This window comes from Herbaspirillum sp. 1130, assembly GCF_017833835.1.
GTDB lineage: Bacteria > Pseudomonadota > Gammaproteobacteria > Burkholderiales > Burkholderiaceae_D > Herbaspirillum > Herbaspirillum huttiense.
The window spans coordinates 342,369-357,916 of record NZ_JAFICQ010000003.1 but is presented as its reverse complement, the minus strand read 5'-3'; the positions used below and the strand labels follow the sequence as shown (position 1 = coordinate 357,916).

Annotated in this window: 14 protein-coding genes and 1 pseudogene; all 15 read left to right on the top strand. The window is 57.6% G+C overall.

The annotated features are described in order from the left end of the window. Window positions 1-153 precede the first annotated feature (153 nt). A complete protein-coding gene (locus tag JOD78_RS15205) occupies window positions 154-1,146 on the top strand; it encodes a LysR family transcriptional regulator (protein WP_121038398.1) in 993 nt (330 codons plus the stop codon). A 430-nt stretch (window positions 1,147-1,576) separates the two neighbouring features. Further along, complete coding sequence (locus JOD78_RS15200; protein ID WP_121038395.1) at window positions 1,577-3,097, top strand: amino acid ABC transporter permease/ATP-binding protein; 1,521 nt, start codon at window positions 1,577-1,579, stop codon at window positions 3,095-3,097. Window positions 3,098-3,124: 27 nt separating this feature from the next. After that, complete coding sequence (locus JOD78_RS15195) at window positions 3,125-3,997, top strand: phytanoyl-CoA dioxygenase family protein (protein ID WP_121038392.1); 873 nt, start codon at window positions 3,125-3,127, stop codon at window positions 3,995-3,997. Window positions 3,998-4,039: 42 nt separating this feature from the next. Beyond that, window positions 4,040-4,870, top strand: coding sequence for an ABC transporter substrate-binding protein (locus JOD78_RS15190; protein WP_209568565.1), 831 nt, complete (start codon window positions 4,040-4,042; stop codon window positions 4,868-4,870). A gap of 24 nt (window positions 4,871-4,894) precedes the next feature. Next, complete coding sequence (locus JOD78_RS15185) at window positions 4,895-5,626, top strand: class II aldolase and adducin N-terminal domain-containing protein (RefSeq protein WP_121038386.1); 732 nt, start codon at window positions 4,895-4,897, stop codon at window positions 5,624-5,626. A gap of 119 nt (window positions 5,627-5,745) precedes the next feature. Further along, a complete protein-coding gene (locus JOD78_RS15180; protein WP_121038383.1) occupies window positions 5,746-7,065 on the top strand; it encodes an NAD(P)/FAD-dependent oxidoreductase in 1,320 nt (439 codons plus the stop codon). A 44-nt stretch (window positions 7,066-7,109) separates the two neighbouring features. Continuing rightward, a complete protein-coding gene (locus tag JOD78_RS15175; protein WP_121038381.1) occupies window positions 7,110-7,526 on the top strand; it encodes a RidA family protein in 417 nt (138 codons plus the stop codon). Between the two features lie 13 nt (window positions 7,527-7,539). Further along, complete coding sequence (locus tag JOD78_RS15170) at window positions 7,540-8,217, top strand: DUF1028 domain-containing protein (protein WP_121038378.1); 678 nt, start codon at window positions 7,540-7,542, stop codon at window positions 8,215-8,217. A gap of 109 nt (window positions 8,218-8,326) precedes the next feature. Further along, window positions 8,327-8,682 (top strand): annotated as a pseudogene (locus JOD78_RS15165) (transposase); the annotation flags it as partial. A 72-nt stretch (window positions 8,683-8,754) separates the two neighbouring features. Further along, window positions 8,755-9,174, top strand: a complete 420-nt coding sequence (locus tag JOD78_RS15160) for a DNA polymerase III subunit chi (protein WP_121038374.1) — start codon at window positions 8,755-8,757, stop codon at window positions 9,172-9,174. 22 nt (window positions 9,175-9,196) lie between these two features. Next, complete coding sequence (locus JOD78_RS15155) at window positions 9,197-9,625, top strand: hypothetical protein (RefSeq protein ID WP_121038371.1); 429 nt, start codon at window positions 9,197-9,199, stop codon at window positions 9,623-9,625. A 192-nt stretch (window positions 9,626-9,817) separates the two neighbouring features. Further along, window positions 9,818-11,128, top strand: coding sequence for a D-amino acid dehydrogenase (locus JOD78_RS15150; RefSeq protein ID WP_121038368.1), 1,311 nt, complete (start codon window positions 9,818-9,820; stop codon window positions 11,126-11,128). A gap of 398 nt (window positions 11,129-11,526) precedes the next feature. After that, complete coding sequence (gene lpxO / locus JOD78_RS15145; RefSeq protein WP_034337405.1) at window positions 11,527-12,426, top strand: lipid A hydroxylase LpxO; 900 nt, start codon at window positions 11,527-11,529, stop codon at window positions 12,424-12,426. A gap of 558 nt (window positions 12,427-12,984) precedes the next feature. Further along, window positions 12,985-14,052 carry a GGDEF domain-containing protein gene (locus JOD78_RS15140; RefSeq protein ID WP_199725005.1) on the top strand — a complete coding sequence of 356 codons (1,068 nt, stop codon included), beginning with the start codon at window positions 12,985-12,987 and terminating at the stop codon, window positions 14,050-14,052. Window positions 14,053-14,337: 285 nt separating this feature from the next. Further along, on the top strand, window positions 14,338-15,408 hold the full coding sequence (locus JOD78_RS15135; RefSeq protein WP_034337408.1) for an asparaginase: 1,071 nt from the start codon (window positions 14,338-14,340) through the stop codon (window positions 15,406-15,408). The last annotated feature ends 140 nt before the right edge of the window (window positions 15,409-15,548 follow it).

Sequence of the window (15,548 nt, the reverse complement as noted above, 5' to 3'; positions counted from 1 at the left end):
TGTACCCACAGTCCGATTTGGCATTGAGCATCGCTCCCCTGCCGCACCACCCTGGTGAGCACCACAACTGGACGCAGAGCCCGGCCACCCACCGGGTACAGTCCTTGCTTTGGAAAAAACTATGCAATGCCGTTTTCTGAAAGGGCTGCTCCTATGAGTCAACTAAACTCGCGCTTCACGCTGAAACAAATTAAATATTTTGTCGCCGTGGTGGAGGAGGACAGTATCGTAGAAGCGGCCAGGAAGCTGCATATTTCTCAGCCCTCCATTTCAGTCGCCATCAAGTCTCTGGAAGAGATACTGGACCAGCCCCTGTTCATACGACACCATGCGCAGGGCGTGTCCCTTACTCCAAACGGCCGCAGGGTTTATGAAAAGGCGAAGCAACTGCTGCAGCTTTCCAATGATCTGGAACAGAATTCAACGACTGAATGGAATCTGGTCTCGGGAACTATCGCGCTGGGTTGCTTTGAATCGGCCGCGCCCCTCTACTTGCCGAAACTGATTTCGGGATTCAAGAAAATCTATCCGCAAATCACCATACAGCTTCAGGATGGCGAGCAACATGAACTGATGCAAGGGCTGCACCGCGGAAGATTTGATCTGGTGTTCCTCTACGATCTGGAATTGGGCAATTCGATCAACAAGGAAGCGCTGAATGCGCCACACAAGCCTTACGCATTACTTCCTGCCGGGCATCGCCTGGCAAAGCAGGCGACAGTTACCCTGGAAGAATTGAGTCATGAGCCAATGATTCTTTTGGATGTGGTGCCGAGTCGCAACTACTTCGTTGATATTTTCAAGAATCGTGGTTTCTATCCGACCGTGGCATATAGCTCGCCATCCATCGAGATGGTGCGCTGTATGGTGGGCCAGGGCCTCGGCTTTTCCCTGCTGGTGACACGGCCCTATACGGAAAACACCTACGATGGCCAGCGCCTGGTGCAGCTCGACATCGAAGATGACATGCCCACATCGACGCTGGTGATGGCCTATCTCAAGAATAGCCAGCCCTCACCAACGACCCGGCTCTTCATGGACTATTGTCACAGCGTGGATCTGACGCCCCCTGCCGCCCCACCTGAGGAGGCAAATGCCCCTCCGGCTCAGCAAGATCGACGAGAGGCGAATTTCTTCGTAGCCTGATCACCCATCCTGCCTTCACTTCCCTCCTCCCGTCTTCCACAGATTTTCCCTGATTGAATGACGACCATCGACCAGTGAGCACCCACTGGCGGCGGATCTCCAGCAACTCACGGCGATAGTTTCAGCGCCGGATTCCGTCCTCATCAACGTCCTCTCCAACGCGTCTTTTCGCCGTTCATCCGTGGCACCAATAGCGGGAATGGCGCACTAAATTGGCGTCCCTGCCAACCAAAATGACGCACCTTCATGCGCGAAAATTCCACATCGCTGTGCACGTTCATCTGTATAGGGTGAGCCTAAGCAGCGCATAACTATTTGTTAATTGACGCACCTCAAAGCATGGAAAGATACTGGCCACCAATCGAGATCCACTAGCGTCTCGGTCATTTTTTTCTTTGATTGTCGTGGCCACTGGTCCTGAAAAAACAATATGAAATTTGACTGGAATTACATGTTCAGCCTGTTGCGCCAGCAGGACTTCTGGTTCGCGACAGTGACAGTGATCAAGCTGAGTATGGGTGCCTGGCTCATCAGCGTCGTCATCGGCTTTGTGCTGGCATTGGCCAAGCAATCTTCAAATCGTTTTCTCAGCGTACCGGCGCGCTTTTATATCTGGTTATTTCGCAGCCTGCCGCTGCTCGTGCTGCTGATCTTCATCTATAACCTGCCCCAGGCGATACCATCGAGTGGTGCCGTTCTCAACGATCCCTTTTGGGCCGGCCTGATTGGCCTGGTGTTGAGCGAGACTGCCTATATCGCCGAAATTCACCGTGGTGGTCTGCTATCGATTCCGAAGGGGCAATATGAGGCGGCAGTCGCACTCGGCCTGCGGTTCTTTGGCATCCAGTGCCGCATTGTCGTGCCGCAGGCAATCCGTGTTGCCCTGCCCTCCCTGACCAATGAATTCATTGCCATCGTCAAGCTGAGTTCGCTCGTTTCAGTGATTTCTTTGACTGAAATTCTGATGGTGGGTCAACGACTGTATTCGCAGAATTTCCTGGTCATGGAAACCATGACTGCGGTGGCCATTTACTACGTGATGATCGTCACGGTATTCGATTTCCTCCTGAAACAAGTCGAGCATCTGCTTGACGTCACCAAACGCAAGATCGCTCGCACACCCGATGCGGCATTCTTTGAGCTGGCCAGGAACAAGGTCGTGCAAGGGCTCAGACAGCAAAGCGATTTGCAAGGCCCCGCCCTGGAAGCTTCCCGATTGCATAAGGCTTACAACAATGTTGAGGTGCTGGGCGCGGTTGACCTGTCGATTGCGCCAGGACAGGTGGTCTCCGTGATCGGGCCTTCTGGCTCGGGGAAGACAACGCTCATCCGCCTGTTGATCGGATTGGAAAAACTGGATAACGGCGATATCAAGATCAACGGCCAGCCATTCATCCATCTCCTCCGGCAAGGGATTCACAAGCCAAGGCTGGTGGAGAACACTGCGCATCGCCGGCATATTGGCATGGTCTTTCAGAGCTTCAATCTGTTCCCCCATCTGACGGTACTGAACAATCTCTTGCTGGCACCCCGCTATCACGCAATTGCGCCGACCGAGGAACTAAAGGAACAGGCCTACGCGCTGCTCCTGAAGGTCGGCATGTTGGAACACGCATTCAAGTATCCGCATCAGTTATCGGGAGGCCAGCAACAACGTGTGGCCATTGCCCGGGCATTGATGATGCGCCCGCAGATCATGTTGTTCGATGAACCGACCTCGGCACTGGACCCGGAAAAAGTGAACGAGGTCCTGCAAGTCATCGAGGCCCTTTCCAAAGAAGGCATCACGATGGTGATCGTGACGCATGAAATGAATTTTGCGTTCAAGGTCTCTGATCGCATCGTCTTCATGGAAAAAGGCCGTGTGGTGTGCGATGACACGCCGGAGGTCTTCAGAAAAGGAAGCAATGCGCGGGTGGAGGCTTTCCTCAAAGATGTTTCTTTAGCTTAGCGTCTGTCATTTATCAGGGAGTCTGAAATGCTTGAGCAGTACCAGATCGATCAATATCATCAGCAAGGTTTTCTGGTGATCGAGGGCGTGTTGTCCGACACCGAAGTTGCATCGCTGAGCAACGATTTCGAGCGATGGGTGGAGGAAAGCCGGACGAAAAAACAGCCATGGGGAAAGACGCAGGATGGGCGTTCCCGCTTCGATATCGAAGACGATCACCGGGCTGATCATCCTTCTCTGCGGCGTGTCAGTTCACCCACGGAGATTTCTTCTGCCTATCGAAAGATCGCTTTCGAGTCGCGCATGGCGGCCATCGCAGCACAGTTGATCGGTGGCTCGGGTACCCGCTTCCACCACAGCAAAGTCAATTCCAAACTACCGCATACCAAGACGGTGGTGGACTGGCATCAGGATTTCCCATTCACGCCGCACAGCAACGATGACCTGGTCACGGCGTTGTTGATGGTGAGTGACGTCACGCCGGATAACGGCCCCCTGCTGGTGGTGCCCGGCAGTCACAAGGGACCGCTCTGGTCCCACTGGAAAAACAACCAGTTCACCGGCTTTGTCGACGATACCGTCGTGCAAGCGCATTGCCAGACGCCTGTTGCCTGTTATGCCCCATCGGGATCGGTGTGCTTCATGCATACCCGCCTGCTGCATGCCTCCAAGCCGAACAACACCGAACAGCCACGCACCCTGTTCATCAGCGTCTACGCTGCTGAAGATGCACTGCCATTTTGTGAAAACCCGCTCCCTAGCGAACATGCAGGCCTGCTGGTATCGGGCAACGAAAGTGGAATCGTGCGCTGCACCGAAAACCAGTTGCGTCTGCCCGAGAAACCTCGTGGTGCATCGTTCTTTGTGCAACAACAAGCCGCCAAGCACGCCATGGCCTGACCATCAAGCGCATCAACTCATCTCAACAAGGATATAACCATCATGACTCAGCGTTCCGTTTTCAAGGCTATCTTCCGTACAGTGGGCGTAGCAGCGATTGCACTGACTTCGTTGAATGCCGCCGCTTTTCAACAACCCGGAAAAATCACGGTGGGATCCGACGTCACCTTTTTTCCTTATGAATACATGGAAAACAACAAGCCCGTCGGATTCGACATCGAACTCGTCGATGGGCTTGCAAAAGTGATGGGACGCAAAGTTGAAACGATTGATACCCGCTTCCCGAATCTGATCACAGGCTTGCAAGGCAACCGCTTTGACATCATCAATTCCTCCATGTACATCACCGCTGAACGTGTCAAGGTGATCGACATGATCCCCTACCTGAAAAGCGGCGAATCGATCCTGGCGCTCAAGGGCAGCGATTATCAGCCCAAGAAGCCAGAGGATTTCTGTGGCCGCAAGGTAGGCTCCATGGGGGCAACATCATGGCTGCAGCAATTGCGCAAGCTGTCCGCTGACTATTGCGTCAAGAACGGGAAGAAGCCCATTGAGATCAGCGAATTCCAAACCGATCCCCAAACCACCCAGGCGCTGCTATCGCACGCCGTCGAAGCGCAGATTACCGACGCTGCCGTGGCACGTGGCGCAGTGGAGAAGTTGGGTGACCGCATCGTCATTTCCTCGGACACATTGATTTATCCGGTGCTCAACGGCTTCGGCGTGAAAAAAGGCAACGACGAAGTGAAGAAGGCCCTGGTTGACGCCTTGAACAAGGTCAAGACATCGCCTGAATACGCCGCCTTGCTGAAGAAATACAAGTTCGAAGCACCTGCTGAAAAAGACCTGCAAGAACTGATGCCCAAACCTTGAGTGAATTGAGCGAGGCGAACCACCATGTCGTTAAACCATGAAGAGCAGGTGCGCATCGATCTGGCTGCCACCTTTCGCATCATCGCGCATCTCGGGATGCATGAGGCGGTCGCCAACCACTTCAGTGCGGCACTGTCGGCGGATGGAAAGCAATTCCTGCTGAATCCCAAATGGATGCATTTTTCACGTATCCGTGCGAGCGATCTGCTGTTGCTGGATACAGACGACCCATCTTGCGGAGAGCGCACGGATGTCGATGCAACTGCCTGGGCAATTCATGGGCAAATTCACCAGAAGCTGCCTCAGGCGCGGGCAGTGCTGCATCTTCATCCGGTCTATACGACCAGTGTGGCCACGCTGAAAAATCCGCACATCCCTCCTGTTGATCAGAATACGGCTCGCTATTTCAACCGCGTCGCCGTTGATGATATGTACGGAGGGATGGCCGATACGGTCGAAGAAGGAGCCCGATTGGCCGGGCTGCTCCAGGACAAGACCCGTCTGTTGATGGGTAACCATGGCGTGATGGTGATTGGCAAGACCATTGGTGAAGCGTTCGACGATATATGGACGCTCGAACGCGCCTGCCAGATCCTGGTAACGGCATGGTCAACGGGGCAGCCGCTGAAGATTCTGTCCGAGGCGGTCGCAGAAAAAACAGCACGGAGCTGGGAAAAAATACCGGATTTTTCTCAGCAGCATTTTGAAGAAATGAAATATTTGATGATGAAAGACGATCCCTCGCTAGCTGATTGAGCTGGTCGTCCGGCGATGTGAAAGCTTGTTTTCTGACCGGCGCTGCACATGGCAACTGGATTGAAGTTGGGCTCAATGATGCCGCGATGGAGTGAAAAATTCTGTCCGAAAGATTAGCAATGACCAAGATAATGCATGAAATTGACACGCTCGTTGTCGGGGCTGGCCAGGCCGGTGTGGCCATGAGTGAGCATCTGGGCCGGCTTGGCGTGGCCCATGTGGTGCTTGAAAAGAACCGTATCGCCGAAGCGTGGCGCACCGGCAGATGGGACTCTCTGGTGGCCAATGGCCCCGCATGGCATGACCGTTTCCCGGGCCTTGAATTTGATCTTCCGCCGGACGCTTTCGCCAGTAAGGATCAGGTCGTAAATTACTTTGAAAAGTATGCCGACAAGATATCGGCGCCCATTCATACCGGCGTCGAAGTACAGCGCGTCATCCGCAATGCCGGCGGTCCCGGTTTCACGGTCGAGACGTCGGAAGGTACTTACCTGGCCAAGCGCGTGGTCATTGCGACCGGCCCTTTCCAAAAGCCGGTGGTGCCGTCAATCGCCCCTGCAGATCCGGCGCTGTACCAGATTCATTCCGCGCACTATTTCAATCCGGCTCAATTACCCGAAGGCAATGTGCTGGTGGTGGGTGCCGGTTCCTCCGGAGTGCAGATTGCCGAAGAGCTGCACGCTGCCGGCCGCGACGTGTATCTCTCAGTCGGACCGCATGAGCGCCCTCCTCGCTCCTATCGCAACCGCGATTTCTGCTGGTGGCTAGGGGTGCTCGGCATGTGGGATTCCGAAGCCATGCAAGCCGGTCGGGAGCATGTCACCATCACCGTGAGTGGTGCACGTGGAGGTCACACTATCGATTTCAGGCAACTCGCGCAGAGTGGCATCACCCTGGTGGGACACACGGCATCCTTTGAACACGGCAAAGTGAACTTCAATCCTGATTTGGTGGATAACCTGAACCGCGGTGACGACAGCTATTTCTCCCTGTTGGATGCGGCCGATGCCTATGTCAACCGCAATGGCCTGGACTTGCCCCCCGATCCTCAGGCTCGGCAGCGTGTGGCCGATGCGGCATGCATCACCGAACCCTTGCTTGAACTCGATTTGCAGAAGACCGGGGTGACGTCAATCATCTGGGCTACCGGCTATGCGACGGATTACCGTTGGCTGGAGGTCGACACCCTGCATCCCAATGGCAAGCCCCGGCACCAGCGAGGTGTGGGTGCAGAGCCCGGCATTTATTTTATCGGTCTGCCGTGGCTGTCCCGCCGTGGCTCGGCCTTTATCTGGGGCGTGTGGCATGACGCCAAGCATGTGGCAGACCACATTGCCATACAGCGTCAGTATGAGCAGCATCACGCCCTCAAATCTTCGCCGCAAGAAGACGGCACTGCGCAAGAATTCAGCGCTGCAAGCCATCAAGCAGTCGCCTGATCCGAGATTTTCATCAGCCCATTGATAGACAGTACCTAGCCAACATGACCACTCCTACGCATACCCGCATTCGCATGTTCAATACGCGCGAAACCTATCCCAACCAGAACCTGGATAACGATCTTTGCCAGGCAGTTCGTGCCGGCAACACCGTTTATGTCAGAGGCCAGGTCGGGACCGACTTTGAGGGCAATCTGGTGGGACTTGGCGACCCCCGTGCGCAAGCAGAGCAAGCCATGAAAAACGTCAAGCAACTGCTTGAAGAGGCTGGGAGCGATCTGTCGCATATCGTAAAGACGACGACCTACCTGACCGATCCCCGCTACCGTGAACCCGTCTATCAAGAAGTTGGCAAGTGGCTCAAGGGTGTATTCCCGATCTCGACGGGCCTGGTGGTGGTCGCCCTCGGCCAGCCGCAATGGCTGATGGAGATCGATGTCATCGCGGTCATTCCCAACTAGACGGAGCATCTTCATGACGCTTTCTATTGCCGGCCGCTGCGCCGATACCGGACAGCTGGGTATCGCCATCAGTTCATCCAGTATTGCTGTGGGTGCGCGCTGTCCATGGATACGCAGCGGTGTCGGCGCGGTCTCGTCACAAAACATCACGTTGCCCGCGTTGGGACCGCTGACGCTCGATCAGCTGGAGCAGGGCTGCCTCCCGGATGAGGCGTTGAAGCACGTGCTCGCTACCGATGCCTACAGCCCGTTCCGGCAACTGATCGCCATCGATCATCAGGGCCGCACGGCCCACTTCAGCGGTAACCGCACGCTCGGTGTGCATGCGGCCGTCGCCGGCGAGCAGTGTGTAGCGGCAGGCAACATGCTGGCGAGTCCGTCGGTGATCGAGGCAATGATAGCGGCTTTCGAGTCAGCTCCCGGTCACCTTGCGGATCGCCTGATTGCAGCAATGCAGGCGGGCCTTGATGCCGGCGGAGAGGCAGGTCCGCTGCACTCATCGGCCTTGATCGTGGCAGACGATCTGGTCTGGCCCATCGTCAACTTGCGCGTGGACTGGGCAGACGACGATCCAATCGGAAAGCTGACAACACTTTGGCAGGCCTATCACCCGCAGATGAATGACTACATCGACCGTGCCCTGGATCCGGCCAATGCGCCTGGCTATGGAGTGCCTGGAGACAATCGATAAACGCACTGGCCGCGTTGGCTACCGTACGGTCAAAACAAATGCGGCGACCAGGGTCTGCTTGCATTTGCTGAAATGTGTTTACATCGTGTTTTTGTGCGAGCGAAACGGGATGGTTAGAAGACTGCTAAATGACAATGTAGGGAAGAAGGTCGATGCAATCCCGCCGGTCGAGGAAGGCGACCGAGGACGAACAGCGCTCGACAACCGATGGTTTCTCGAAGCGGTGCTGTGGATCGCTCGCACAGGTGGCCCTTGGCGCGCTCTGCCAGTCGAGTCCGGTCGGTGGCATACCGTGTACATGCGTTTCTCGCGCTGGAGGCGCAACGGTGTCTGGCAGCGAATCGCACTTGCAATGGCTGATGAAACGGAAATCGAACACGTCCTGATCGATTCAACCATTGCCCGAGCACACCAACATCCGGCCGGCGCGTCAAAAAAAGGGGGCCGCAAGCGCTCGGACGTACCTAAATCCGGCAGACAGGGGCCTTCTTCGGCACTCCGATAGCCTGCTGCACCGCGACCCACTATACTGGCGGGATGACCCGAATCGACTTTCACAGCAACGTCCCGCAAAAGATCGCCTACGTGTGCCGTCTGGTGCGCAAGGCGCGCGCTTCCGGTGCCACCCTGGTACTGCGTACCCCCAACCGCGCCGAATTGCAGCAGCTGGACCAGGCGCTCTGGAGCTTTTCCGAGCAGGATTTCCTGCCGCACGTGATGGCCGGCGACCCGCTGGCCGCGCAGACGCCCATCATCCTGACCGCCGACGACAGCGCCGACCTGCCGCACCACCAGATCCTCATCAACCTGGGCAGCGACACCCCCGCGCATTTCGCGCGCTTCGAACGCCTCCTGGAAATCATTTCCGCCGACGACGCCGACAAGGCCGCCGGCCGCGACCGCTACCGTTTCTACAAGGAACGCGGCTATCCCCTCTCGCACCACGTGGCCGCCTGAGCCCGCCCCGCCCGCTCACGCCATGAACCACGACGACAACAGCATCCCCCTGCTCACCGAGATCATCCCGCTCGCACCGGCCGCGTCCCCCGCTCCGGATTACGCCGCCCCCATGCAGCCGGGCGCCTTCCACACCCAGCCCGCGAATACCCATTACCAGGCGCCCGCAGCGGCGGCCCCGGTGATGGCACCCCTGCCCCCGGTGACCCCGGCCGCCGAACAATACCGCCAGTGGGAACAGGAAATCCGCGAAAACGTCCTGCAAAGCCTGCTGGAACGCGTCGATACTGTGCTGCACCAACACCTGCAGGACCAGATGGCGCTGGCGCTGGACCATCTTTCCGATATCGTGATGCAGCGCGTCAGGGAAGGCCTGCGCGATGCGCTCACCGAAACGGTCGAGCGCGCCGTGGCGGAAGAGATGGCGCGCTTCACATCTTCAAAAATGTAAATCTCGCTGGAATATTCTTTTACTTTTGAATAAAAATATCGCAACAGTCTTTTTATTCATAAAAATTCCAGCCAGTATTGATCACATCGGCAATCACGCTTTTCTTACAATGCTTGCATTGTTCGCATTTGAATTCGCAAATGCGAACGTCCGAACAACCACAGCAAGTTCATGCAAAACCGGGAGAGTGAGATGAAAGTGATCGTATTGGGCGCAGGCATTATCGGAACCGCTTCCGCCTGGTTCCTGAAGAAGCAGGGCTACGACGTCACCGTCATCGACCGCCAGCCCGGCGCGGCGCAGGAAACCAGCTTCGCCAACGGCTGCCAGATCTCGGTCTCGCATGCTGAACCCTGGGCCAATCCGGCCGCCCCGATGAAGGTGCTCAAATGGCTGGGCAAGGAAGACGCCCCGCTGCTCTATCGCTTCCGTCCCGAATGGCTGCAGTGGAAGTGGGCCGTGGCCTTCCTGCGTGAATGCACCGCCGCCCGCACCGACGAGAACATCCGCAACATCGTCGCCCTGTGCGAATACAGCCGCCAGACCCTGCAAGCCGTGCGCGCCGAAACCGGCATCCAGTACGACCACCTGACCCGCGGCATCCTGCACTTCTACACCGAAGAAAAGGAATTCCAGGACTCGCTGCCCGCCGCCAAGCTCATGCGCGACCTGGGCTGCCCGCGCGAATCCATCGGTGCTGATGAAGTCGTGCGCATCGAACCGGCCCTGGCTTCGATCCGCAACAAGATCGTCGGCGGCGACTTCACCGCCACCGATGAATCGGGCGACGTCTTCAAGCTCACCACCGGCCTGGCCAAGAAGAGTGAAGAAGCCGGCGTCGAATTCCGCTATTCCACCAGCATCACCCGCCTGATCACCGAAGGCGCAGGCGCTGCCGCCCGCGTGACCGGCGTGGAAGTCATCAACCCGGACGGCCGCCATGAAGTCCTGAAGGCCGATACCTTCGTGGTCGCCATGGGCAGCTTCTCGCAGCAACTGGTCAAGCCACTGGGCATCGACCTGCTGCTCTACCCAGGCAAGGGCTATTCGGCCACCTACCAGATCACCAACCCGGACGCCGCCCCCACCGTCTCGCTCACCGACGACGGCTACAAGCTGGTGGTTTCGCGCCTCGGCGACCGCCTGCGCGTGGCCGGCACCTGCGAACTGAACGGCTACACCCGCGAACTCAACACCACCCGCTGCGAAGCCATCACCCGCCGCACCCGTGAACTGTTCCCGGATGGCTGCGACTACGAGAACCCGACCTACTGGACCGGCCTGCGCCCGCTGACCCCATCCAACGTCCCCTACGTGGGCAAGACCAAGTTCGCCAACCTGTACCTCAATACCGGCCACGGCACCCTGGGCTGGACCATGGGCTGCGGCTCCGGCCGGGCGATCGCCGAGATCGTCTCCGGCCACGTGCCGGAAATCGATTTCGCCTTCACCGGCCTGCCGCGCTGGAACCGCGCACGCCAGGTGGTGACCCAGGCCGCTTGAGCGTTTTAGGGCCTCTAGTTCACGCCCCCGCAAGGACCGGATTGCCCGGTCCTTTTTTTTGCCCGCTTGATCTGGGTCAGCGCATGCGTTTGTTGCAGGAAACTTCACATAGGGCAATCAGCGCCCTTACAAACTCTGACGAGCCCTTGGTGTAGAATCCTCGCTTGCTCTGCGTTGCCGGCATCCTGCCGGGCGTGCGCAGCCACCGGGATTTCAGCTCATCATCGCGCATCTTGCAGCATCACGGCGTCTTCCAGCCTGGTTTGCTGTCAGCCGTTCCGCCATTGGCGGAGCGCTGTCGTTGATCTTCCCGGCCCTGACCCCATATGGACGGATATCCGTCTCAGCCTTTTCCTTCATTTGATATGAAAAGGCCGGCAACATCAAAGGACCCTGCAATGAAGTGGGCAATTGTCTTCATCTATCTGTTTTCCATCCTGTTCATCCATTTCCGTGGACGCGTGCGCCTGCCCTTCCTGCGGCAGTTCTTCGATCACTCCTCGATCATGTCGCCGATCAACCTGTTCATGTACGCCTTTTCGCGCGTACCGGCGGTGCCCTACCCGGCCGTGAAGCAGTTCGATGACCTCGCCCTCATCGACCAGAACTGGGAAGTGATCCGCGACGAAGCCGTGGCCCTGCGCGAGATGGCCAAGATCAAGGCGGCGGAAAAGAATGACGATGCCGGCTTCAACTCCTTCTTCAAGGCTGGCTGGAAGCGTTTCTATTTGAAGTGGTACAACGCCAGCCATCCCTCGGCCGAGAAGTTCTGCCCCAAGACCGTGGAAATCCTCAAGCGCATCCCGTCGGTGAAGGCCGCCATGTTTGCCGAACTGGCTCCGGGCGGCACGCTCAATCCGCACCGCGATCCCTTCGCCGGTTCGCTGCGCTACCACCTGGGCCTGGTCACGCCCAACGACGACCGCTGCTTCATCGAAGTCGACGGCCAGCGTTACAGCTGGCGCGATGGCCAGAGCGTGGTGTTCGATGAGACCTTCATCCACTGGGCACAGAACGGCTCCGAGACGAACCGTATCATCCTCTTCTGCGATGTCGAGCGTCCGCTGCGCTATCGTTGGGCAGAAGCCATCAATGGCTTCCTCGGCCGCACCATGATGACCGCCGCTGCCTCGCCCAATGAGACCGGCGACCAGACCGGGCGCGTCAACAAGCTGTTCCGCTTCGTCTGGCTGGCCGGGCAGTATCGCCGCCGCTTCAAGAACTGGAACAAGACCGTCTACAAGATCACCAAATTCGCTCTGATCATCGCCGTGGCGCTGCTGATCATTTATGCCTGAAGCAGCAAACCGGGCTCCTGCAATCGGAAATCCGGAACACTATTACGAATGATATAAACAAATATCGCCGGCTCTTGACCGGCGATTTTTTGTAAGTAAACCCCAAAAACCGCTCATCGATTTTCGGCAGCTGAGAAGCTGACGACGTGCCTGCCTGAAAATGACGCATCGCCGCAATTCCGCCATGCGCGTGGGCTTCAGCCTGATACTGCGGGATTGGCTGGCAAGAACGCACGCAATACTCACCAAGCCCCACGTAAGTGAAAGTCACGCGAGATCTAAAGTTTCCACGCGGCAATCAAAGCACAAATTTTCTGCAGTGACATGCAGAAACTGCTTCATTCCCATGCTTGCCGCCTGTAAAATCCTTGTGCTTCCGTGCTAGCTTGATGGCGTGAATCTTGCACCGGGATCGTCTTCATTCCGCTGCGACATGCCTTGCTCCTGACTACGCTCCTGCCGATGGCCGGACTGGCTTCATGGCATGTCAGCCAGCCCGCTGTCGAAGACGCCGGGCAAGCACAGCCGAGTACCGACCATACATAGAACAATGGGCTCATGCAGGACATCGACGACGAGATGAAAAAACCGCTGCTCAAGCATCTGGTAGAAATCACGGCCCACCGGGAGCACTCCCGCCTGGCCATCTCCGTCATCTCCGCGCTGTATCAGCTCACTGAGGTCGAGACCATCCGCATGCTCGACATCTTCACGCTGCGCGATGAATACTTCGTACAGGAAAAGATGGTCATCCGCGATGGCACGGTCCACACCATCGCCGAACTGACCAGCGACGATCCCAAGGAACCGCTGTCGGCCTATCCGGCCATGCTGGCCTGTATCCGCAATCATCTCAACGAGTTCGACGAAACCACGCCCGAGGGCGAACACGTACTGTGGCTGCCGGTCTGGCTGCATGGGAAGATGAATTCCTGCCTGGAGATCCGCAGCCAGCAGCCCTTTGCAGCGACCATGCTGGATGTGATCCGCGGCATCTTCCACGTCTATTGCAATTACCAGAGCCTGCTGGATTACAGCGAACGCGACGCGCTCACCGGCCTGTTCAACCGCAAGACCTTCGACGAGCAATTCACCCGCTACGCCTTCGCCATCGCGCCGCACGAAGCCCATTCCGTGGACCGCGACGAACGCCGGCACGACAGCAATGACGAACCCAAGGGCCACTGGCTGGGGGTGGTCGACATCGATCACTTCAAGCAGGTCAATGACCGCTACGGCCACCTGTATGGCGATGAAGTGCTGATCCTGGTGGCCAACATCCTGCGCGCTTCGTTCCGGGCGCATGACCGCATCTTCCGTTTTGGCGGCGAGGAATTCGTGATCCTGCTGCGCTCGACCACGCTCACCGATGCGCGCAAGATCTTCGACCGCTTCCGCCAGAACGTGCAGGAATATGATTTCCCGCAGGTCGGCAAGGTCACGGTGAGCCTGGGCTTCGTCAACATCGCGCGCGAAACGCCGGTGGTGATCCTGGGCCATGCCGACCAGGCGCTGTATCACGCCAAGAAGAGCGGCCGCAACCGCATCTGCTACTACCAGGAACTGGTGAATTCGGGCGTGCTGCGTTCGGGCATCACGACCAACGATACGGTGGAATTCTTCTGACGGACCGCCGGGCGTTCCTGTACCAGGGCCGCGCGAGCGGTCTTTTTTTTTCGTTCGCATTTTCCATGTACTGTCCTGCAAGTCGCATGGGTATTGGGCGGGCTCATGCATGCCGTGCATTCGTTCATGTTTTAAAAGCATGAGACAGCAGCGCGGCGCTTTCGTATGATCGCCAACGTTCGACGCCCCGTGCGCGAATTCATCCGCGCGATCCGCCGCACCGAGACTTAGAAAAATTGGGCGATCGCCCGCGGCCTCATCGTGTCAACCAGGAGACTTATAACAATGCAGCAGGCACACTTCAAGAAAATCGGTTCGGTCATGATCCTCTCGCTGGCCTGCGCCTTTGCGGCGCACGCCCAGGACAAGAAGCCCAACGTGGTCGTCATCGGCACCGGCGGCACCATCGCCGGCGCGGGCGCCTCCAGCGTCAATACCGCCGCCTATCAATCGGCCGTGGTCCCGGTCGACAAGATCATCGCCGCCGTCCCCGAAATTTCCAAGATCGCCAACGTGCGCGGCGAACAGATCTTCCAGATCGGCAGCGAGAGTTTCAATGACGAGCGTCTGATCAAGCTGGGCAAGCGCGTTTCGGAACTGCTGAAGCAGAGTGATGTGGACGGCATCGTCATCACCCACGGCACCGACACCATCGAAGAGACGGCCTATTTCCTGAACCTGGTATTGAAGAGCGAGAAGCCGGTGGTGGTGGTCGGCTCCATGCGGCCCGGTACCGCGCTGGGCGCGGATGGTGCGCTGAACCTGTATGACGCGGTGCTGGTGGCCGGCAGCAAGGAAGCCGCTGGCAAGGGCACGCTGGTGGTGATGAACGACGAGATCCATTCCGGCCGCGACGTCACCAAGAGCAATACCTTCAAGGTCGAGACCTTCCGCTCGCCCTATGGCCCGCTGGGCTATGTGGTGGAAAACAAGCTGAGCTTCTATCGCCTGCCTGCGCGTCCGCACACCACGCAGACCGAGTTCGACATCGACAAGATCAGCAGCCTGCCGCGCGTGGACATCGTCTACAACTACGGCAACGTCAGCCGCACGGCGTATGACGCCTTCGTGGCGGCAGGTGCCAAGGCCATCATCCATGACGGCACCGGCAACGGCAGCGTGGCCGAACAGATCGTGCCGGTGCTGCAGGAAGTGCGCAGCAAGGGTGTGCAGGTGATCCGCGCCTCGCGCACCGGCAGCGGCGTGGTGATCCGCAACGGCGAGCAGCCTGATGACAAGTACGACTGGGTGGTGACCGATGACCAGAATGCCCAGAAGGCGCGCATCCTGGCCGAGCTGGCCCTGACCCGCACCAATGATCCCAAGGAATTGCAGAAGATCATGTGGAAGTATTGACCGGAGAAATTTCCGACGGCTGATTTACGATAATTTATAAACAATATAAATTTTTTATCAGCCAATAGCTGAACAGCAGTACGCAAGGTGTTTTTGTGTTGTAACCCTGAGGTTTCCTCAGTTCCCTCTTGGCCCCGCTT

Excerpts from the sequence above, each read along its gene's own strand:
- JOD78_RS15150 (WP_121038368.1), top strand. The coding sequence starts at position 9,818 with ATGAAAGTGATCGTATTGGGCGCAGGCATTATCGGAACCGCTTCCGCC.
- JOD78_RS15160 (WP_121038374.1), top strand. The coding sequence starts at position 8,755 with ATGACCCGAATCGACTTTCACAGCAACGTCCCGCAAAAGATCGCCTAC.
- JOD78_RS15185 (WP_121038386.1), top strand. The coding sequence starts at position 4,895 with ATGTCGTTAAACCATGAAGAGCAGGTGCGCATCGATCTGGCTGCCACC.
- JOD78_RS15205 (WP_121038398.1), top strand. The coding sequence starts at position 154 with ATGAGTCAACTAAACTCGCGCTTCACGCTGAAACAAATTAAATATTTT.
- JOD78_RS15155 (WP_121038371.1), top strand. The coding sequence starts at position 9,197 with ATGAACCACGACGACAACAGCATCCCCCTGCTCACCGAGATCATCCCG.
- JOD78_RS15175 (WP_121038381.1), top strand. The coding sequence starts at position 7,110 with ATGACCACTCCTACGCATACCCGCATTCGCATGTTCAATACGCGCGAA.
- JOD78_RS15170 (WP_121038378.1), top strand. The coding sequence starts at position 7,540 with ATGACGCTTTCTATTGCCGGCCGCTGCGCCGATACCGGACAGCTGGGT.
- JOD78_RS15190 (WP_209568565.1), top strand. The coding sequence starts at position 4,040 with ATGACTCAGCGTTCCGTTTTCAAGGCTATCTTCCGTACAGTGGGCGTA.
- JOD78_RS15180 (WP_121038383.1), top strand. The coding sequence starts at position 5,746 with ATGACCAAGATAATGCATGAAATTGACACGCTCGTTGTCGGGGCTGGC.
- JOD78_RS15200 (WP_121038395.1), top strand. The coding sequence starts at position 1,577 with ATGAAATTTGACTGGAATTACATGTTCAGCCTGTTGCGCCAGCAGGAC.
- lpxO (WP_034337405.1), top strand. The coding sequence starts at position 11,527 with ATGAAGTGGGCAATTGTCTTCATCTATCTGTTTTCCATCCTGTTCATC.
- JOD78_RS15195 (WP_121038392.1), top strand. The coding sequence starts at position 3,125 with ATGCTTGAGCAGTACCAGATCGATCAATATCATCAGCAAGGTTTTCTG.
- JOD78_RS15140 (WP_199725005.1), top strand. The coding sequence starts at position 12,985 with ATGCAGGACATCGACGACGAGATGAAAAAACCGCTGCTCAAGCATCTG.
- JOD78_RS15135 (WP_034337408.1), top strand. The coding sequence starts at position 14,338 with ATGCAGCAGGCACACTTCAAGAAAATCGGTTCGGTCATGATCCTCTCG.